The organism is Novosphingobium hassiacum, from assembly GCF_014196055.1.
GTDB classification, from domain to species: domain Bacteria; phylum Pseudomonadota; class Alphaproteobacteria; order Sphingomonadales; family Sphingomonadaceae; genus Novosphingobium; species Novosphingobium hassiacum.
In genome coordinates, this window is sequence record NZ_JACICY010000002.1 from 74,123 (window position 1) to 94,909 (window position 20,787).

The following is a 20,787-nucleotide window of genomic DNA, read 5'->3' on the forward strand; positions in this document are numbered from 1 at the left end:
TGTCTGTTCGACCGGATCAATCCTTAGGAATGACCCAGCGAACCGAGTTCGAATATGATCCCGTGGTCGGCTGTCCCTCGCCATCGGTCGCAGGCGTGAAACGCGCACGACGCCGGACGTTGGCACATGTCGCCTCGTCAAGATCCGGGCTGCCTGAAGATCGAGTGATCTGGCAATCCGTGACCTTTCCGTCGGTCCCGATCGAGACACGAAAACCTGTTGTGCCTTCACGCTCTTCGCGAAGCGCACGTGAGGGATAGTCGTTCGTCGTCGCCCAGCTACCAGGGTTACCCTTGGGAGCCGCACCCTTCGGCGAAAACCGGGGGGGTGGCGGCGCAGCGGGTGCGGGAGGCAGCGCAACGGGCGCCGGCGGCAGTGCCACCGGAGGAGCTACGTTCACCGTCTGCACTTGCGGCGCAGGCGCGTTAAAGCTGATCGGCGGCGGAGGCGCGACGATCGGCGGTGGGGGCGTGTCTTGTTTCGGAGGAGGAGGCGGCGGTTCTTCCGGCGGCTTCTCTTCCTCGATGTTGACCGCCGAGGTTACCTCTTTCACCTTCTTGATCGCCTCATACGCCAGTCCTGTGACCAGCGCATAGCCGACGACGACATGAAGGATCGCAACGATGATGAGCGCGGTGATCTTGTTACCGCTCATCTGTTGGTCAGCGTATGCCATTCAGCTCCAATACTCCTGATCGCCCACCTGGACACGGAGCACGCGAAATACGGCCCTGACCCAAGGTGGGGCCGACGCACAGGATCACCGTCCTGCCCGCAGGCCAATCCAGCAAACTACAATCCACCCTGCCGGCAACCCGGTCTGCCGCCCCCGATCCGGTGGGTCGAAAGCGACAAGCGTCGGGCTGCTTGTTTTTGAATTGCCCGAACGGCTGGCATTCTTAACGGCGAAGCCCAAACCGCGCAAATGCTTTATCCGTTAACCGTCGATTCACGGTTGCACTGGCTGAAACCGGCATAGAACTAAGGGTAGGGCGCAGTTACATGCGCTCCGGAGACACATATGTTATATCATATTACAAGATTTGCGCTTCCGGCTCTGGCCCTTGCAGGGGCGACCGCAAACGTCGGAGTTGCCCCCGCATTCGCGCAACAAGCTCCGATTCGCGCCCCCGCTGCCGACGTGACTGGCGCGTCCGACAATCTGACTTATGCCGATCTGGCGGGCCTTGCCGAAGCGGCCGACGTGGTCCTGCGCGCGCAAGTGAAGAAGGCGAGCCGGCTGAAGCCCGAGCAGGCCCCCAACCTTCCCGTCGGCATGGCGCGGATGCTCATCGAAGCGCGGACGGTCGCGGTCCTGTCGGGTCCAGCGATGGGCGAGACGGTGCGCTACCTCGCCGATGTGCCGCTCGATGCGAAGGGCAAGCCGCCAAAGCTTAACAAGGCGCAAGTCATGCTGTTCGCCCGCACCGTCGCAGGACGCGCAGGCGAGCTGGCGCTGGTCGACGGCGGTGCGCAGATCGCGTGGTCTACAGGCGTCGAGGCGCGGACGCGGACGATCCTGACCGACCTGCTGTCTCCAGAGGCACCACCGCGAATCAAGGCGGTGCGCGAGGTGCTGTTCGTACCGGGCAACCTGGCTGGCGAGGGCGAGACGCAAGTGTTCCTGCAGACCGAGAACAGCGCGCCGGTCTCGCTCTCGGTGGTGCGCCGACCGGGCATGGCGCGCACCTGGGGGGTCAGCCTGTCGGAGATCGTCGACCAATCGGCACGGCCGCCTGCGCGCGACACTCTGACATGGTACCGACTGGCATGCTTCCTGCCGCAGGACATTCCGGCAAGCGCACGCCTTTCGGGCGAGGCGCATGGGCAGGAGGCTGAGGAGGACTATCGGTTCGTACTCGCTGAGCTGGGACCGTGCACACGGACGCGGCCCGTGGTGAGGCGCTGAGCCCTGCCCTGATTCGCTTGGTTGCCCCGCGCCCCCGTCTTCCCTAAGGCGCGGGCCGGGAAATTGCAGCGGACGGGACAGATATGAGCGAACCTTTGCGCATCGCGCTTGCCGGGCTCGGCACGGTCGGCGGCGGCGTCATCCGGCTGATCGAGGCCAATGCCAAGCTGATCGAGCGGCGCGCAGGGCGTCCGATCGTGATCACCACGGTCAGCGCGCGCAATCGCGGCAAGGATCGCGGGTTCGACGTGTCGGGCTATGCCTGGGAGGACGACATGGTCATCCTCGGCGAGCGGCCCGATGTCGATGTGGTGGTCGAGCTCGTCGGCGGGGCGGATGGCCCCGCACTCGCCTTGGCGCGCACGACGTTCGAGGCAGGCAAGGCGCTCGTCACCGCCAACAAGGCGATGATCGCGCACCACGGCATCGAGCTGGCAACCAAGGCGGAAGCGGCCAAGGTTGCGCTCAAGTTCGAGGCAGCGGTCGCGGGCGGCATCCCGGTGATCAAGGGCCTGAAGGAAGGCGCGGCTGCCAACGAGATCGCGCGGGTCTATGGCATCCTCAACGGCACCTGCAATTACATCCTCTCGACAATGGAAGACACCGGGCGCGACTTTGCCGACGTGCTCGCCGAGGCGCAGGCCAAGGGCTATGCCGAGAGCGATCCGAGCTTCGACATCGATGGCATCGACGCGGCGCACAAGCTCGCGATTCTCTCGTCGATCGCGTTCGGTACGGCGGTCGATTTCAAGCCGGTTGCGGCGACCGGCATCCGCCGCGTGGCCGCGGCAGACATCGCGCAGGCCGATGCGCTGGGCTACTATATCCGCCTGATCGGCATGGCGCAGACCGAATACGATTCAGACGGCAACCGCCGCCTGTTCCAGCGAGTTCATCCCCATCTCGTTCACCGCGATCACCCGCTGGCGCATGTAGACGGCGCGACCAATGCGGTTGTGGCCGAAGGAAACTTCGTAGGACGCCTGCTATTCCAGGGCGCAGGCGCGGGCGACGGGCCGACCGCGAGCGCGGTGGTGGCCGACCTGATCGACATTGCGCGCGGCGACATCGGCGCGCCGTTCTCGATCCCCATGGCCGAACTGGATCAGGCCGCGCCTGCCGACGTCGGGCATCGCCGCGGCAAGGCCTACATTCGCTTCAACGTGGCAGACCGCCCGGGCGTGCTCGCCGAGATCACCGCCGCAATGCGCGACGCCGGCGTTTCGATCGAGAGCCTGATCCAGAAGGGCAACAGCGACGACGCGCAAGTGATGGTCGCGATGGTCACGCACGAGGGGCCCGAGAGTGCGATTGCCGAGGCGCTGCGCTTGCTCGAAGGGTCGGCGTCATTGGCCGAGCCACCGCTGGTGATGCATATCCTCGGTGACTAAGGGGCCGGGATTTCACCCTTGGCGATTCGATCCGCATCCGAGCCGGGCGGCGGTGGCGGTAAGGCCTTGATGTCGAAGTAGTAGATCGGCGGCGGCACTCCGCCGAGGCCGATGCAGCCGCGGCTGCAATCGCGCAGACCGGAGACGTTGGGCGCGCGCGGCAGGCCGTCATTGGTCGATTTCGCGCCATCGGTTTCGTCGCGCAAAGGCAGGCGTTCCTTCTCGCTCGCCTCCTTGCCGCCGCAGACCACAATGGTGCCGTCGGAGCGCTGCATCGGGCGGCAACGTTCAGCCTGAGCGCCGGTCAGCAGGCGTTGCGAGGTCGACGCATCGTCCTGCGCGACCGATCCATTGGGCACGACCGGACCTTGCACCGGAGCCGTAGAGGCGGCCTGTTCCTGCGCGAGTGCCGGAGGCGCGCCGAAAAGAAGCGCAATCACGCCCGCAACTGCAACTCTGCGTCTCGACAAACCCGTGCCCTCGCGTCTAGTGCCTCAGGTAACACCTGCGTCACCTGTGCCGTGCAATCTGTGCGGCAACAAAGTGATGTTCAAGCATACGATTGCACAATCAACGTGCTACGTCGATCCGGTCCTGCCGTTCCGACCCTGCACAGCGGCTGAACATAGTGCTTGCGTGCCCGACCTTCGTTTTTCTCCATTCAGGGAGCCATCGTGACCGATCAGCCAACCAACCCCGCCCCATCCAAGGTCCTCGACCGCGTGCTCGTGCTCGAGATGGTGCGCGTTACCGAAGCCGCAGCGATCGGGGCATCGCGCCTGATCGGCCGGGGTGACGAGAAAGCCGCCGACGCTGCCGCCGTCGAAGCGATGCGCGCTGCGTTCAACGAACTGTACATGGACGGCACCGTCGTCATCGGCGAAGGCGAGCGCGACGAAGCCCCGATGCTGTACATCGGCGAGAAGGTCGGTTCGGCTCCGGGCGTCGGCCCCAAGATCGACATCGCGTTGGATCCACTCGAAGGCACGACGATCACCGCCAAGGCCGGTCCCAACGCACTCGCCGTGCTGGCGGTTGCCGAAGAGGGCGGCCTGCTCAACGCGCCCGACGTCTACATGGACAAGCTGGCCGTCGGCCCGGGCTATCCCGAAGGCATCATCGACCTCGACAAGTCCCCGTCCGAGAACGTCAAGGCCGTGGCCGCTGCCAAGGGCGTCGCTCCGGGCGACATCATCGTCTGCGTTCTCGACCGCCCTCGCCACGAAGCGCTGATCACCGAGCTCCGCTCGCTCGGCTGCGGCATCGCGCTGATTCCCGACGGAGACGTTGCAGGCGTCATTGCCGTCACCAACGATGAGACCGGCATCGATATGTACATGGGCACCGGCGGCGCGCCAGAAGGCGTGCTGGCCGCTGCCGCACTGCGCTGCGTCGGAGGTCAGTTCAAGGGCCGCCTGCTGTTCCGCAACGAAGACGAGAAGCAGCGCGCCTACAAGTGGGGCATCACCGACCTGAACAAGCAGTACGACCTGATCGAACTGGCCAAGGGCGACTGCATCTTTGCGGCCACCGGCGTCACCGACGGTTCGCTGCTGGCCGGCGTCAAAGTTCGCAAGAACGGCACGATGACCACCGAAACCGTCGTCATGCGCGCATCGTCAGGCACCGTCCGTTGGGTTAAGGGCGAGCACCGCAAGGGCCGCTGAGACGATCCCGCACGGATCTGTGAATTGGCCCGGCCACCTTTGGGTGAGCCGGGCTTTTTCGTTCTCTTGCCTGTCAGCCCGACGCGAGCGCCAGACGCGGAGGCGTGCGCGTATCCTGCAGTGCGGAACTGCGGCGCAAGCCTTCGGGATGGGCGACATGGGCGGGCCGTTTGCCGGTTTCACGGGTGCGGAATGTCGAGACCAGTTCGGTCAGGCGTTCGGCTTCGAGCGACAGACTGTGGGTGGCTGCCGAGGATTCCTCGACCATCGCCGCGTTGGCCTGGGTCATGCGGTCCATGTCGGCCACGGCATCGTTCACCGTGGCCAGTGTTTCGGCCTGACTGGCGGCAGCTTGGGCGATGCGCGTCACCAGAGCGTCGACTTCGCCGACCCGATCGACGATCCCGATCAAGCGCTCGCCGGTTTCGCCGACGAGGCTGACGCCTTCTCCGACTTGCGCGCTGCTCGTTTCGATCAGGGTCTTGATCATCTGGGCCGCCTCGGCCGAACGCTGCGCGAGAGCGCGGACTTCGGTGGCGACGACGGCAAAGCCGCGTCCCGATTCCCCGGCCCGTGCAGCCTCGACCCCGGCGTTGAGCGCCAGAAGGTTGGTCTGGAAGGCGATGCCGTCGATGACCGTGATGATCTGGCTAATCTCTCTGGCCGATCCTTCGATGGCTGCCATGGCCGAGACGGCTCGCTGCACCACCTCCCCGCCTTCGCTGGCCTGACGGTGCGTCGCGGCCATAGCGTCCTGCACGGCGCGGGCTCCAGTGGCGGTTTCGCGAACGCTTCGGGTTACGCCGTTCATCGAAGCCGTTGTTTCGGCAAGGCTGGAGGACTGCTGTTCATTGCGGCGGGCAAGATCGTCGCTCGCCTCGCGAATCTCGGAGATTGCGTTCATCACGCTGGCCGAGCCGACGCGCACCGTGCGCAGGGCAATCGACAGCGAATCAACTGCGGTATTATAATTCCTGCGTAGTTCCTCGTAGCCTTCAGGGAAGGCCCGATCGATGCGGTATTCGAGGTCCTGCCGGGCCATCGCATCGAGTCCCGACGAAAGCGAAGCTACGACGGCGCGCTGATCGAGTTCGGCCTGCGCGCGCGCCAGACCGGTGCTCCGAAAGACCGCGATCGCCCGAGCCATCATGCCGATCTCGTCGGCACGCTCGATGCCCTCGTCAGCTCCGCTGTAATCGCCATCGGCAAGCTGCTGCAAGGTCGCGACCTTCGCGACGAGCGGGCCGACGACACGGTCGCGCAAACGGCGCGCCGTCATGCTGACGAGTGCGAGTATCGCGCACGCAACGACCGTGAATACAGTCAGCATCACGCCCACGAACGTGTTGGCGTAACGCATCAGGTCGCCACGATAGGCTCCTGATTCCTCGACCAGATGGGCGACGGCCGCGTGCTGCTTGACGTAGGCAGGCGTCAGTTCGGCGGCGTGGACGCGGCGCATCGTCGCAAGATCACGGGCCTTCATCGCCGGAATGAAGCGATCGCCAAGCGCGGCCCAGAATGCATCGGCTGTACCGACCGTGGCTGACACTTCTTCGCGCAGTTCTTCCGGGACGGGCGCGGTCGCCCAGTATGCCTTGCGTTGCTGGAACAGCGCTTCTTCTTCGGCCAAGGCGACGAGCGCGTCCTCGATATGGCGCGGATCGGCTATGGCCCAGGTGGTATGCAGGTAGGGCTCGACCACGAACGCGGGCGGCGGGAGGATATCGGCGAGGAGTTCGTCCTGTAGCAGGTTCTGCCGGTGCAACGGACCGCCGAAGCGGGTGTAGCCGATGCCGATGGCGGCCATCGCGATAGCCGTCACAATCAGGCAGATCATGACCCTTGCACCGCGTGCTGACTGATCCTTGATCATGCAGGGTTGCTCCCGACTGCCCGAATTTGCCAATAAACCCTAGCTGGACAGGGTTAACTTCGCCGAGCGGTGAAGCTAGCGGGAATCCCTAAGCATACGATGCGAGACCTGGTGCGCGAACGACGAAAAGCCCCGCCGGATTGCTCCGGCGGGGTTTGTTCATTGTGCCTTGGATAGCGCTGAAGCTTATGCTTCGTCGTCACCCTTGATCAGGTAGTCGCCTGCATCCGCGTCGGTGCCGTGGGTTTCACCCTCGACTGCCGCCAAGGGATCGTCACCGATCGCAGCTTCCGGACCCTGTGCCAGTTCGGCCGCATGCTCTTCGGCTGCCGACGCCGGAGCGATCAGCGATTCCTGCAGCTTGCGGTACGAAGCACGCAGTGCCGCGTCGCGCGACGTTGCCGCAACGCGCATCCGGTTCATGCCCGCGCCGGTACCGGCGGGGATGAGACGGCCGACGATCACGTTTTCCTTGAGACCGATCAGCGAGTCCGTCTTTCCTTCGACCGCGGCCTGCGTGAGCACGCGCGTGGTTTCCTGGAACGAAGCGGCCGAGATGAACGAACGCGTCTGCAGCGAAGCCTTGGTGATGCCGAGCAACACGGGCTTGCCTTCGGCGGGCGCAAAGCCTGCTTCGAGCTTGGCGTTCACTTCGAGCATCTCTTCGAGATCGACCTGTTCGCCTGCCAGCAGGGTGGTGTCGCCACCGTTGGTGATTTCAACCTTCTGCAGCATCTGGCGAACGATCACCTCGATGTGCTTGTCGTTGATCTTCACGCCCTGCAGACGATAGACTTCCTGGATTTCGGCAACGAGGTATTCGGCCAAGGCCTCAACGCCCATCACTTCCAGAATGTCGTGCGGATCGGGCGAGCCCGAGATCAGGTTGTCGCCCTTCTTGACGTAGTCGCCTTCCTGCACGTCGATCACGCGGCTCTTCGGCACCAGGTACTCGACCGGATCACCCTCATCAGGAATGATCGCGATCTTGCGCTTGGCCTTGTAGTCACGCACGAATTCGATGCGCCCGGCGATCTTGGCGATGATCGAATTGTCCTTCGGCTTGCGGGCCTCGAACAGTTCGGCAACGCGCGGCAGACCACCGGTGATGTCGCGGGTCTTGGCAGCTTCGCGCGACGCACGGGCAAGGATTTCACCCGCCTCGACGCGCTGGCCATCCTCGACCGAGAGCGTGGTGCCCACGGCCAGCAGGTAGCGTGCTGCTTCACCCGAATCATCGTCCAGCAGGGTCAGACGAGGACGCAGGTCCTCCTTCTTGCTGCGGTTGATCGAGCGGTTCTCGGTAATCACGCGGCTGGTCATACCGGTGGCTTCGTCGGTCTGCTCGGTCAGGGTCTTGCCATCGACAAGATCCTGATAACGCACGATGCCGGGCTTTTCGGTGATGACCGGGGTGGTGAACGGATCCCACTCGGCCAGACGATCGCCCTGCGCAACGGTTGCGCCGTTCTCGTTGATCAGGTGGGTACCGTAAGGCACGCGGTGAATTGCGCGCTCACGCCCGTCGGTATCCATCAGGACGATTTCGCCGTTGCGAGCCAGCGACAGGCGGCGGTTGCGCTTGTCGGTGATCGTCGGGATATCGCGATAGATCACGGTACCGTCGCTGATCGCCTCCAAGTGCGACTGCTCGTTGACCTGCGCCGCACCACCGATGTGGAACGTACGCATGGTCAGCTGCGTGCCCGGTTCACCGATCGACTGCGCGGCGATAACGCCGACAGCTTCACCGATGTTGACCGGCGTGCCGCGGGCAAGATCGCGCCCGTAGCACTTGCCGCAAACGCCCATGGTCGCTTCGCAGACCAGCGGCGAGCGGATGCGTGCCGACTGGAAGCCAGCGGCCTCGATCCGGGTGATTGCCGGCTCGTCGAGCAGATCGCCCTTCGAAGCGACGATTTCGCCGGTCTTGGCTTCGATCAGGTCTTCGGCCAGCGTGCGGCCGAGGATGCGTTCGCCGAGCGAGGCGATGGTTGAGCCGCCCTGTACGATCGAGCGCATTTCCAGCGCGCGTTCGGTTCCACAGTCTTCCTCGATCACGACGCAATCCTGCGACACGTCGACCAGACGGCGGGTCAGGTAACCCGAGTTTGCCGTCTTCAACGCCGTATCAGCAAGGCCCTTACGAGCGCCGTGAGTCGAGTTGAAGTATTCAAGGACGGTCAGGCCTTCCTTGAAGTTCGAGATGATCGGCGTTTCGATGATCTCGCCCGAAGGCTTGGCCATCAGACCGCGCATACCGGCGAGCTGCTTCATCTGCGCTGGCGAACCACGCGCGCCCGAGTGGCTCATCATGTAGATCGAGTTGATCGGCTTCAGGCGGCCGGTTTCCTCGTCGATCGGCTCGGCACGAATTTCGTCCATCATGGCGTTCGCCACCTGATCGCCGCAACGGCTCCAGGCGTCGATGACCTTGTTGTACTTTTCCTGCTGGGTGATCAGGCCGTCCTGGTACTGCTGTTCATAGTCAGCAACCAGTTCCTTGGTTTCGTTGACCAGACCGTCCTTGCTGTCCGGGATGATCATGTCATCCTTGCCGAACGAGATACCGGCCTTGAACGCGTGGCGGAAGCCGAGCGACATGATCGCGTCGGCAAACAGCACGGTGTCCTTCTGGCCGGTGTGACGGTACACCTCGTCGATCACGTCGCCGACGTCCTTCTTCGTCAGCAGACGGTTGACGACGTCGAACGGCACCTTGTGGCTCTTGGGCAGGCACTCGGCGATCAGCATGCGGCCTGGCGTCGTTTCGAAACGCTTGACGTACTGCTTGCCGGATTCATCGGTCTGCGGAACGCGGGCGATGATCTTGGAGTGGAGCGTCACCGCCTTCACTTCCAGTGCCTGATGCACTTCGGCCATATCGGCCAGCATCATGCCCTCGCCCGGCTCGCCTGCGCGGTCCATCGAGAGATAGTAGATGCCCAGGACCATGTCCTGCGACGGCACGATGATCGGCTTGCCGTTCGCTGGCGACAGGATGTTGTTGGTCGACATCATCAGCACGCGCGCTTCAAGCTGGGCTTCCAGCGAAAGCGGCACGTGGACGGCCATCTGGTCACCGTCGAAGTCGGCGTTGAAGGCCGAGCAGACAAGCGGGTGCAGCTGGATCGCCTTGCCTTCGATCAGCACGGGCTCGAACGCCTGGATGCCCAAGCGGTGAAGCGTCGGCGCGCGGTTGAGCATGACCGGGTGTTCGCGGATCACTTCGTCCAGGATGTCCCAGACTTCCTTGCGTTCCTTTTCGACCCACTTCTTGGCCTGCTTCAGGGTCATCGACAGACCCTTGGCATCGAGCCGCGCGTAGATGAACGGCTTGAACAGTTCGAGCGCCATCTTCTTGGGCAAGCCGCACTGGTGCAGCTTCAATTCCGGACCGGTCACGATGACCGAACGCCCCGAATAGTCGACGCGCTTGCCCAGAAGGTTCTGGCGGAAGCGGCCCTGCTTGCCCTTGAGCATATCGGACAGCGACTTCAGCGGACGCTTGTTGGCACCGGTGATGACGCGGCCACGGCGGCCGTTGTCGAACAGCGCGTCAACGGCTTCCTGCAGCATGCGCTTTTCGTTGCGGACGATAATGTCCGGCGCACGCAGCTCGATCAGACGCTTGAGGCGGTTGTTGCGGTTGATCACGCGGCGATAGAGATCGTTGAGATCCGAGGTCGCGAAGCGGCCACCGTCGAGCGGCACCAGCGGGCGCAGTTCCGGCGGGATGACCGGCACGACGTCGAGGATCATCCATTCCGGGCGGTTGCCTGAATCGATGAACGATTCCACGACCTTGAGGCGCTTGATGATCTTCTTGGGCTTGAGCTCGGACTTGGTGGTCCGCAGCTCTTCCATCAGATCGTCACGCTCCTGAACCAGATCGAGGTTCATCAGCATGTGCTTGACCGCCTGCGCGCCGATGTCGGCCGAGAAGGCGTCTTCGCCATACTCGTCCTGCGCGTCGAGCAGTTCGTCTTCGGTCAGCGTCTGGTACTTCTCGAGCGGGGTCAGGCCCGGCTCAGTGACGACATAGCTTTCGAAGTAGAGGATGCGCTCAAGGATCTTGAGCTGCATGTCGAGCAGCAGGCCGATGCGCGAAGGCAGCGACTTGAGGAACCAGATGTGCGCGACCGGCGCGGCCAGTTCGATGTGGCCCATGCGCTCGCGGCGCACCTTGGTCACGGTGACTTCGACGCCGCACTTTTCGCAGACGACGCCCTTGTACTTCATGCGCTTGTACTTGCCGCACAGGCACTCGTAGTCCTTCACCGGACCGAAGATGCGCGCGCAGAACAGGCCGTCACGCTCGGGCTTGAACGTGCGATAGTTGATGGTTTCCGGCTTCTTGATTTCGCCGAAGGACCAGCTGCGGATGCGCTCAGGCGAGGCCAGACCGATCTGGATCTGGTCGAACGTCTCGGGCTTCGCAATCTGGTTCGTGAATTTGGAAAGTTCGTTCATCTGGGTCTTCCTTTATCCCCCTCCCGCTTGCGGGAGGGGTTAGGGGTGGGTCTTTTGGAGTGAGCCGATAAAAGCCCACCCCCGACCCCTCCCGCAGGCGGGAGGGGAGAAGGATGCCTTACTCGGCAGCCTGCGCGAAATCGTCGTCGTCGGTGTTATCCAGCGATGACAATTCGACGTTGAGGCCGAGCGAGCGCATTTCCTTGACGAGCACGTTGAAGCTTTCGGGAATGCCGGCCTCGAAGGTGTCGTCGCCCTTGACGATCGCTTCGTAGACCTTGGTGCGACCGACGACATCGTCCGACTTCACCGTGAGCATTTCCTGCAGCGTGTAGGCGGCGCCGTAGGCCTGGAGAGCCCAGACCTCCATTTCGCCGAAACGCTGGCCACCGAACTGCGCCTTACCACCCAGCGGCTGCTGCGTGACGAGGCTGTACGGCCCGATCGAACGTGCGTGGATCTTGTCGTCCACAAGGTGATGCAGCTTGAGCATGTAGATGATGCCCACGGTGACCTTGCGGTCAAAGGCTTCACCGGTGCGCCCGTCAAACAGCGTCGACTGGCCCGAGGTATCGAGACCTGCCTTCACCAGCATCGCCGTCACGTCGCTTTCACGCGCGCCGTCGAACACCGGCGTACCCATCGGAACGCCTGCCTTCAGGTTCTCGGACAGTTCGACGATTTCCTGCGTGGTGCGGGCGTCGATTTCGGCGTGATAGTTCTCGCCGTAGATGTCCTTGAGCTTGTCGATCAGCGCCGTCGGCGGGGGTGCCGCCTCCGGGTCCGGATTGGCGTGACGCCATTCTTCGAGCTGATGCGTGATCTGCTGGCCAAGTCCGCGAGCCGCCCAGCCAAGGTGCGTCTCGAAGATCTGCCCGACGTTCATGCGCGAAGGCACGCCCAGCGGGTTCAGCACGATGTCGACGTGCGTTCCGTCTTCGAGGAACGGCATGTCCTCGACCGGCAGGATGCGCGAAATGACACCCTTGTTGCCGTGACGGCCGGCCATCTTGTCGCCCGGCTGCAGCTTGCGCTTCACCGCGACGAAGACCTTGACCATTTTGAGCACGCCCGGAGCGAGTTCGTCACCGCGCTCGAGCTTCTCTTTGCGATCCTCGAACTTCTCCTGGATCGACTTCACGGTCGCGTCGTACTGCGCCTTGATCGCTTCCAGCTGCTGCTGGCGCGCATCGTCGGCAACGGCGAACTTCCACCATTCATAGCGTTCGACATCGGCAAGCACCTGCTCGTCGATCTCGATGCCCTTCTTGATGCCCTTGGGCGCAGCGGCGATGGTCTGCCCCATCAGCATCTCGCGCAGGCGGTTGAAGGTGGCGCGGTTAAGAATGCCGCGTTCGTCTTCACGGTCCTTGGCGAGGCGTTCGATTTCCTCGTTCTGGATCGCACGCGTACGGTCATCGATTTCGATGCCGTGACGGTTGAACACGCGCACTTCGACGATCGTACCGGCAACGCCCGGCGGCAGGCGCAGCGAGGTATCGCGGACGTCCGACGCCTTTTCACCGAAGATCGCGCGGAGCAGCTTTTCTTCCGGCGTCATCGGCGATTCACCCTTGGGAGTGATCTTGCCGACGAGGATGTCACCGGGGTGAACTTCTGCGCCGATGTAGACGATGCCCGCTTCGTCGAGGTTGCGCAGGGCTTCCTCGCCGACGTTCGGGATATCGCGCGTGATGTCTTCCGGCCCGAGCTTGGTGTCGCGCGCCATCACTTCGAATTCTTCGATGTGGATCGAGGTGAACACGTCGTCCTTGACGATGCGTTCGCTGATCAGGATCGAGTCTTCGTAGTTGTAACCATTCCACGGCATGAACGCGACGAGGGTGTTGCGACCCAGCGCCAGTTCGCCCAATTCGGTCGAAGGACCGTCGGCCAGAATATCGCCCTTTTCGACGACATCGCCCACCTTCACCAGCGGACGCTGGTTGATGCAGGTGTTCTGGTTCGAACGCTGGAACTTCTGCAGGGTGTAAATGTCCACACCCGACTGACCGGCTTCGATATCACCCGATGCACGGATAACGATACGCGTGGCGTCGACCTGATCGACGATACCGCCGCGCAGCGCGCCGATCGCAGCGCCCGAATCGCGCGCCACGGTCTCTTCCATGCCGGTGCCGACAAACGGTGCGTCGGCCTTGACCAACGGCACAGCCTGACGCTGCATGTTCGAGCCCATCAGTGCGCGGTTGGCGTCATCGTTTTCCAGGAACGGAATGAGCGATGCGGCGACCGAGACGAGCTGCTTGGGCGAAACGTCCATCAGCGTGACCGTATCGCGCGGCGCCATCACGAATTCGCCGTTCTGACGAGCCGAGACGAGTTCTTCGACGAAGGTGCCTTCAGGGCCGATTTCAGCCGAAGCCTGCGCCACGGTGTGCTTCTGCTCTTCCATCGCCGACAGGTAGACCACATCGCTGGTCACCTTGCCGTCGTTGACCTTGCGGTACGGCGTTTCGATGAAGCCGTACTTGTTGACGCGGGCGAACGTCGACAGCGAGTTGATCAGACCGATGTTCGGGCCTTCCGGCGTTTCGATCGGGCAGATGCGGCCGTAGTGCGTGGGATGAACGTCGCGGACTTCGAAGCCTGCGCGTTCACGCGTCAGACCGCCTGGGCCCAAGGCCGAAACGCGACGCTTGTGCGTCACTTCGGACAGCGGGTTGGTCTGATCCATGAACTGCGACAGCTGCGAGGAGCCGAAGAATTCGCGCACCGCAGCAACCGCAGGCTTGGCGTTGATCAGATCGTTCGGCATGACCGTCGACACATCGACCGACGACATGCGCTCCTTGACCGCGCGTTCCATGCGCAGCAGGCCAACGCGGTACTGGTTTTCCAGCAGCTCGCCCACCGAGCGCACGCGACGGTTGCCGAGGTTGTCGATGTCATCGACTTCGCCCTTGCCGTCCTTGAGGTTCACCAGTTCCTTGACCACGGCGAGAATGTCGTCGGTGCGCAGGGTGGTGACGGTGTCCTCGCAATCGAGGCTGAGGCGCATGTTGAGCTTGACGCGACCCACGGCCGAAAGGTCGTAGCGGTCGGGATCGAAGAACAACCCGTCGAACAGCGCTTCGGCGGTTTCGCGGGTCGGCGGCTCACCCGGGCGCATGACACGATAGATGTCGGACAGCGCATGATCGCGGTCCGGCGACTTGTCGGCCTTGAGCGTGTTGCGGATCCACGGACCCGTGGTCACGTGATCGATGTCGAGCAGTTCGAGACGGTCGATACCGGCGCGGTCGAGCACTTCGAGGTTTTCGACGCCGACTTCGTCACCGGCTTCGATCCAGATGCGCCCGGTCGATTCGTCGATCAGGTCCTTGGCTGCATAGCGGCCGAAGATTTCCTCGGTCGGGATCAGCAGTTCGGCAAGGCCGTCCTTCTGCGCCTTGTTAGCAGCGCGTGGGGAGATCTTCTGGCCGGCTGCGAAGATGATCTCGCCCGACTTGCCGTCGACGATGTCGAAGGTCGGCTTGGTGCCGCGCCACTGTTCGAGCACGAACGGAACCTTCCAGCCGCTCTCAGCGCGGGTCCAGGTGACCGTGTCATAGAAGTGATCGAGGATCTGGTCGTCGGCAAGGCCCAGCGCGTGCAGCAGCGCGGTGACCGGCAGCTTGCGCTTGCGGTCGATACGGACGTTGACGATGTCCTTGGCGTCGAATTCGAAATCGAGCCACGAACCGCGATAGGGAATGACGCGCGCGGCGAACAGGTACTTGCCCGACGAGTGGGTCTTGCCACGGTCATGGTCGAACAGGACGCCCGGCGAACGGTGCATCTGCGACACGATGACGCGCTCGGTGCCGTTGATAAAGAAGGTGCCGTTCTCGGTCATGAGCGGGATATCGCCCATGTAGACGTCCTGCTCCTTGATATCGATGAGCGACTTGGTCTCGGTCTCGGAGTCCACTTCGAACGTGGCGAGCTTGAGCGTGACCTTCATCGGCGCAGCATAGGTAATGCCGCGCTGGCGGCATTCGTTCACGTCATACTTGGGCGCTTCAAGGACGTAACCGTCCTTTTCCTTGATATCGAGGCTGGCCGTACCGGCGAAATCGCCGATCGGGAACACCGAGCGCAGGGTCTTTTCGAGGCCCGAGACGTAGCCGGTCGACGGATCGGAGCGAAGGAACTGCTCATACGATTCGCGCTGGACTTCGATCAGGTTGGGCATCTGCACGACTTCGTGAATATCACCGAAGATCTTGCGGATACGCCTTTTGACGCCGGGACGGCTGGGAGCTTTGGTAGCCATGAAGGTTACGAGCCTCTTTCAGGTACGGGCCGGAAAACCGGCGGAAATCTGCCACGCGCAGCGTGTGGCACCATCAAACGATAAAAGGCCGCACAGCGCATGATTTTCCGAAAACGGAAGCCATGGCCCGCAGCCTTTTGCGTCAGATGGATTGCCCGGCGCTTCCTTCCGTGGCCACCCCCTGCGCATGGGACGGCCTTGCTCGAAGCGTGGGCAGAGGCGGCATATAGGGTCTGTGCCTGCCGAAGTCAAAGGCCAAACAAGGGGTTGGCACATTCGTCGGCGGTCGTTGCCGATACTATCGCCGCGCCTTTCTGCTAGATGAACAGACGACGAAACGGCATCCGCGTAAGAGGAACAAACAAGGGTTAAGCGTCGGCTCGTAAGCAGGAACAGCTCATTTCATCGCCTTTACGGGGCCGGAAAACGGTTCGTCGCGTTCTCCTCATATGAACACGAACCTCAACATATCGCCCCGCAACATCATGGCGGTTTCAGCCATGTTGATGCTTTCCACTGGAATGGCCCGTGCGCAGGAAGCCGTGCAGATCACGGTACCGACTGCGCCTGTAACCGCTGCTCCGGCCACGCCGCCGCCTGCCGCTCCGACGATCGTCCTGCCTGAGGCAGCACCGGCATCCCCGGCTGCCACCCCGGCGGCTCCGGTCGTTGCCGAGACGGTAGCGCCCCCGCCGACGCGTGCTCCGCGCGCGGCGTCGACAGCGCCGCGTACTGCGCGGGCGGTTGAAGCAGCCGCGCCGGTTGCTGCGGCACCTGTTGTCGATCGCGCTCCTGCGCCGGTGACAGCGCAGCCCGTGCCGGTCGAACCCGTGCCCGCAGCGCAAGTTGCACCTCCTCCTGCTGCTGCGGTAGCGACGAGCGATACCCCAGATTGGGCATTGCCGGTTGGCGCAGCCGCAACTCTGCTGGTGCTGGGCGGTATAGGCCTTGCCATGACGCGTCGCCGCCGTGCTTGGGAAGCCGATGCCGATTTCGTGCCGCCCATGGTCAACCGCCCGGCCACGCGTCCAATGGCCGAGCGTCCGGTCGTGACCGAACGTCCTGCTGCTGCGCCGATGATGGCGAACAGCGCAGCCCCGGCTTCGGCTGACGATCGCGCCGAGCTGATCAATCGCATGGTCGCCGCGCAGCCTGACGCTTCGAATCCGTTCACGTCGGCAAAGGCGCGTCGCCGTCGTGCCCGCCTGATCGTGCAGTCGATGCCGAAGACGGCGCAGGAGCCCGCATCGATCCGCGCTCCGCAATATTCCGAGCGCCCGTTGCAGGATCACCGTGTGCTTGCATCTCTCTAACCCCCTTCGCCCGTCGCCACGTCGTGGCGGAGAGTGCGGCCTCTTCCGGATTTTCCGGGAGGGGCCGTTCTTCTTTGTGGACCCATATTGTTTTTCGATATTATTGATTGACGATAAACCGAATCGACCTTATTGAATATCGATACCGACCGTATCGGAGAACGATCAATGTCACTGTCCCGCCCCACGTACGCAGCCGCGCTCGCTTCGCTGTTGCTGGCCGCCACGCTGTGGTTGCCCGCGGCGAGGTCGGGCGGTGGCGCGTCCCTCTCCGCCGATGGTCCGGTTGCGGCAACTTACGCCTTGCCGCTTGCCGCCTGACCTCAAGGAGAGAAGTCCGTGTCCACATTCCGCTCCGACCCGCTCCTCGGCATTGCCAAGGTGCTGCTCACTATCACCATGATCATGTTCGTAATCGGCATCGTCGGGCTCGGCATCGGCGCCGCCGCCCTGCTCGTGATGAAGAGCGTCGTCACCGCCAAACTGCTTGAGAACGGCGCGCCGGCCGAGGCCTACTGGGCGATCCTGCTGCTGCTGCCGCTGATCGCCGGTTTGCTGATGCTGTCCTACCGCTTTGCTGAAAGTCTGCGGGCCATCGTCCGTACGGTCGAGCAGGGCGATCCGTTCATCCCCGACAACGCCGCCCGGTTGAGGACCATGGCGTGGCTAGCGCTCGCCTGCCAGTTGGTGGCGGTCCCGATCGGCGCGCTTGCCGTGTGGATCGAGAACGCGATGCAGGAGGTGGGAGACATCCAGGTTACCGGCGAGGTCTCGACCAATGGCCTGCTGCTGGCGCTGGTGCTGTTCATTCTGGCACGGGTGTTCAAGACCGGGGCAGAAATGCGCGAAGATCTGGAAGGGACCGTGTGATGCCCATCCATGTCAAACTCGACGACTTGCTTCACGCCCGCCGCATGACCCTGACCGAACTGGCCGAACGTATCGACCTGACGCTGGCCAACGTGTCGATCCTCAAGACCGGCAAGGCCAAGGCGATCCGCTTTTCGACGCTCGAGGCGATCTGCCGCGAGCTCGATTGCCAGCCCGGCGATGTGCTGGGATACAGTGCCGGGCCCGAGTAACGCTTGACTCAACGCCGCATTTCCACCAGAGGCCCGTCCCGACCGGCGGGCCTTTGGTTTGCCGATCATCCGTCCGAGACAGTTGGTGTGCAGGGTTTGCCTGCGCTTAATTCCCAACCCAGGCGGGGAAAAGAGTTTTTACAGCCGTCTCGCTCCTGAACCGGAACGCGATGCCTGCAGCGTCCGGCTTTTCGCCAGCGCACCTCCTTCCCTTGTCAACGGACTTAGCCGGTGGTCTTCGGGCCACCGACAACGTAGCCGGCCGTCCGGGACTCTCCCGTACGGCCATTGTGAAGGAGTTAGGCATGGATCGTTCGCAGAAAGCCGAATCGGTCGCATTCCTTAACGGCGTCTTTTCCGAGGCCGGCGCGGTGGTCATCACCCGCAACCTCGGCATGACGGTGGCCCAGTCCACTGTCCTGCGTAACAAGATCCGTGAAGCGGGTGCTACCTACAAGGTTGCGAAGAACAGTCTTGCCAAGCTTGCCGTCGCGGGCACCGATTACGAAGGTCTGGTGGACTTGTTCACCGGCCCTACCGCAATCGCGGCGTCCGCCGACCCGGTTGCTGCCGCCAAGGCAGTGGTCGAGTTCGCCAAGACCACCGACAAGATCGAAATCGTCGGTGGTGCAATGGGTTCGCAGGTTCTCAACGAAGCCGGGATCAAGGCACTTGCCACGATGCCGAGCCTCGATGAACTGCGCGGCACGCTCATCGGCCTCATCCAGGCTCCGGCCACGAAGATCGCTCAGCTTACCACTGCTCCGGCAGCCAAGCTGGCTCGCGTCTTCGGCGCCTACGCCAAGGAAGCCGCATAAGACTGTTCGAATTCCGCCCGGTGGCAGTGCTGCCGGACGCCATCAAATCAGGAGTGATACATCATGGCTGACATCGCCAATCTCGTTGCCGAACTGTCGAAGCTGACCGTTCTTGAAGCCGCCGACCTTGCCAAGGCTCTCGAAGAAGCTTGGGGCGTTTCCGCCGCTGCCGCTGTTGCGGTTGCCGGACCTGCCGCTGCTCCTGCTGAAGCCGCTGAAGAGAAGACCGAATTCGACGTGATCCTCACCGGCGACGGTGGCAAGAAGATCCAGGTCATCAAGGAAGTCCGCGCGATCACCTCGCTCGGCCTGACCGAAGCCAAGACCCTCGTTGAATCGGCTCCCAAGGCCATCAAGGAAGGCGTCAACAAGGCTGAAGCCGAAGAAATCAAGAAGAAGATCGAAGAAGCCGGCGGCACCGTCGAAATCAAGTAATCTTCTCGACCAGTTTCGCGGGTGTCTTGAAGCGCTCGCGGATGGGAAGGGCGGGGCCTCGGCTCCGCCCTTTTTCGTGCGCGCGATCAAATGGCGGGGACGTCGACCTCCTCAGCCATCGGCACGCTCACCCGCACCGCCAGACCACCACCTGACGCGCGCGCGAAGGAAAGTCCTCCGCCGAAGCGCTGCAGCAAGCGATGCGCGGTGGGGATGCCCAGCCCGAAGCCCGCCGTGTCACGCGCCCGTGCCTCATCCAGCCGATAGAACGGCGCGAGGATGCGCTCGAACTGGTCTTCGGGAATGCCGGGGCCTGCATCCTCTATCGTGATAATCCAGTGGCCGTCGGAGTCCCGCCCGGCTTTCACCTCGGCAAAGCCGCCGTGATGTATCGCGTTCTCGACCAGCGCCCGCAGCGCGAGCAGCAAGGGTTCGCGATAGGTGCAGACCGTTGCGCCCGCCCCTGCTTCGAGCCTCGTCTGTCCGGGAAAAGACCCCTCGAGCAGATCTGCGAGCGCCACGTCGAGGTCGACCAACTCGGGCGTGGCAGCCAGATGCTGGGCGCGCAGGTACTGCTGGAGCGACATCAGCATCGCCTCCATTTCCGCCGTGCTATCACGCGTCAACCCGGCAATCTCGGCATCGTCGATCAGATCGGCGGCGATCATCACGCGCGACAGCGGCGTGCGCAAGTCATGGCTGATCGCCTCGAACGAGCGCGCCTGATCCTCGAGCATCGCCGCGATCCGCGCCTGCATGGCGTTCATCGACCGGGCAAGACTGCGCAAGTCGTCGGAACCGCTCTCGCGCACAGGCACGACCTGCCCCTGCCCGATCGCATCGGCGGCATCGGTCAGTTCACGCAAGGGCCGCGTCATGATCCGCAGCGACCACAGCGCGAGCGCAAGGCCAAGCCCGGCCGTGACCAGCGTCAGCACCATCGCGCGCCAGGCGATCGGCCAGCGCGAACTGATGTCTCGCGAGCGGAAATTGAGCCAGGTTCCCTGCGCAAGTTGCATCGAGCCGACCAGATCACGATACCCGCGCCGCGACGGCTCGATCCCCAGCACCATCGCCTGTGTTGCCAGGGCCGGTTCCCAGCGCAGGATGTGGCTGCGGATTTCGTCGACTGCCTCGTCCTTCGGACCTCTCACCACGTGCGGCTTGTCGGCCAGCATGACTTCGAGGTGCCCGGTCGACATCGTCCGCGCCAGTTCCTGCGGCGCGACATCATGCACGCGCTGACTGACTACCAGCAATTCGGCAACCCGGCGGGCGTGATCCTCGCGCAGGGTTTCCTTGTCGATGGCATTGTAGAACAGCAGGCTGGCAAGCGCCTGCACTGCCGCAAGCAGCAGCAGCAAAGTCGCGGCGCGCACGGCCAGCCGCGAGAGGTTGGGGCCAAAACGCGGCTCGCGCGCGGCCCATCGAGCCTGCGTGGGCATCCTTTCCATGCCGCCAACGCTGTCACTGCTTGGGATCGCGGTCAACCGACGGGTACGCGCAGACACGATTTGAGACATGCGACGCCAGCCCTTGACGAT

Annotated in this window: 15 protein-coding genes; 9 read left to right on the top strand and 6 right to left on the bottom strand. The window is 63.3% G+C overall.

Annotation, left to right across the window (positions count from 1 at the left end; genetic code table 11):
* Positions 1 to 16: 16 nt before the first annotated feature.
* Positions 17 to 676, bottom strand: coding sequence for an energy transducer TonB (locus GGQ88_RS05040; protein WP_183612049.1), 660 nt, complete (start codon positions 674 to 676; stop codon positions 17 to 19).
* Positions 677 to 1,141: 465 nt separating this feature from the next.
* On the opposite strand from GGQ88_RS05040, the gene GGQ88_RS05045 reads away from it, so the two are divergent.
* Entirely contained in the window at positions 1,142 to 1,909 is a 768-nt protein-coding gene (locus tag GGQ88_RS05045; protein WP_343057094.1) for a hypothetical protein, read from the top strand.
* 83 nt (positions 1,910 to 1,992) lie between these two features.
* Positions 1,993 to 3,300, top strand: a complete 1,308-nt coding sequence (locus GGQ88_RS05050; protein ID WP_183612051.1) for a homoserine dehydrogenase — start codon at positions 1,993 to 1,995, stop codon at positions 3,298 to 3,300.
* Here the strand turns inward: GGQ88_RS05050 and GGQ88_RS05055 are convergent.
* Positions 3,297 to 3,740 (bottom strand): hypothetical protein, encoded by a 444-nt coding sequence (locus tag GGQ88_RS05055; protein ID WP_183612052.1) that lies wholly within the window; start codon positions 3,738 to 3,740, stop codon positions 3,297 to 3,299. The genes GGQ88_RS05050 and GGQ88_RS05055 overlap by 4 nt on opposite strands.
* 234 nt (positions 3,741 to 3,974) lie before the next feature.
* Between GGQ88_RS05055 and glpX the strand changes: the two genes are divergently transcribed.
* Entirely contained in the window at positions 3,975 to 4,967 is a 993-nt protein-coding gene (gene glpX, locus GGQ88_RS05060; RefSeq protein ID WP_343057095.1) for a class II fructose-bisphosphatase, read from the top strand.
* A gap of 73 nt (positions 4,968 to 5,040) precedes the next feature.
* Here the strand turns inward: glpX and GGQ88_RS05065 are convergent, their stop codons facing one another.
* From GGQ88_RS05065 to rpoB, 3 genes are all read right to left on the bottom strand, one after another.
* A complete protein-coding gene (locus tag GGQ88_RS05065) occupies positions 5,041 to 6,843 on the bottom strand; it encodes a methyl-accepting chemotaxis protein (protein ID WP_183612053.1) in 1,803 nt (600 codons plus the stop codon).
* Between the two features lie 186 nt (positions 6,844 to 7,029).
* Positions 7,030 to 11,316 (bottom strand): DNA-directed RNA polymerase subunit beta', encoded by a 4,287-nt coding sequence (gene rpoC / locus GGQ88_RS05070; protein ID WP_183612054.1) that lies wholly within the window; start codon positions 11,314 to 11,316, stop codon positions 7,030 to 7,032.
* A 118-nt stretch (positions 11,317 to 11,434) separates the two neighbouring features.
* Positions 11,435 to 15,595 carry a DNA-directed RNA polymerase subunit beta gene (gene rpoB, locus GGQ88_RS05075; RefSeq protein ID WP_183612055.1) on the bottom strand — a complete coding sequence of 1,387 codons (4,161 nt, stop codon included), beginning with the start codon at positions 15,593 to 15,595 and terminating at the stop codon, positions 11,435 to 11,437.
* Between the two features lie 506 nt (positions 15,596 to 16,101).
* Here rpoB and GGQ88_RS05080 point away from each other — a divergent pair.
* The 6 genes from GGQ88_RS05080 to rplL all read left to right on the top strand — a co-directional run bounded on the left by GGQ88_RS05080 (position 16,102) and on the right by rplL (position 19,243).
* The gene (locus GGQ88_RS05080; protein WP_183612056.1) at positions 16,102 to 16,908 is read left to right on the top strand and encodes a hypothetical protein; all 807 of its coding nucleotides are present in this window, start codon (positions 16,102 to 16,104) and stop codon (positions 16,906 to 16,908) included.
* Between the two features lie 168 nt (positions 16,909 to 17,076).
* The gene (locus tag GGQ88_RS05085) at positions 17,077 to 17,229 is read left to right on the top strand and encodes a hypothetical protein (RefSeq protein WP_183612057.1); all 153 of its coding nucleotides are present in this window, start codon (positions 17,077 to 17,079) and stop codon (positions 17,227 to 17,229) included.
* 18 nt (positions 17,230 to 17,247) lie between these two features.
* A complete protein-coding gene (locus GGQ88_RS21640) occupies positions 17,248 to 17,778 on the top strand; it encodes a DUF2975 domain-containing protein (RefSeq protein ID WP_183612058.1) in 531 nt (176 codons plus the stop codon).
* Entirely contained in the window at positions 17,778 to 17,990 is a 213-nt protein-coding gene (locus tag GGQ88_RS05095) for a helix-turn-helix domain-containing protein (RefSeq protein WP_183612059.1), read from the top strand. The genes GGQ88_RS21640 and GGQ88_RS05095 overlap by 1 nt, the downstream gene beginning before the upstream one ends.
* A 305-nt stretch (positions 17,991 to 18,295) precedes the next feature.
* Complete coding sequence (rplJ, locus tag GGQ88_RS05100; RefSeq protein ID WP_183612060.1) at positions 18,296 to 18,808, top strand: 50S ribosomal protein L10; 513 nt, start codon at positions 18,296 to 18,298, stop codon at positions 18,806 to 18,808.
* Between the two features lie 63 nt (positions 18,809 to 18,871).
* A complete protein-coding gene (gene rplL / locus GGQ88_RS05105) occupies positions 18,872 to 19,243 on the top strand; it encodes a 50S ribosomal protein L7/L12 (RefSeq protein WP_183612061.1) in 372 nt (123 codons plus the stop codon).
* A gap of 86 nt (positions 19,244 to 19,329) precedes the next feature.
* On the opposite strand, the gene GGQ88_RS05110 is transcribed toward rplL, so the two are convergent.
* Complete coding sequence (locus GGQ88_RS05110; protein ID WP_343057096.1) at positions 19,330 to 20,697, bottom strand: ATP-binding protein; 1,368 nt, start codon at positions 20,695 to 20,697, stop codon at positions 19,330 to 19,332.
* Between the last annotated feature and the right edge of the window lie 90 nt (positions 20,698 to 20,787).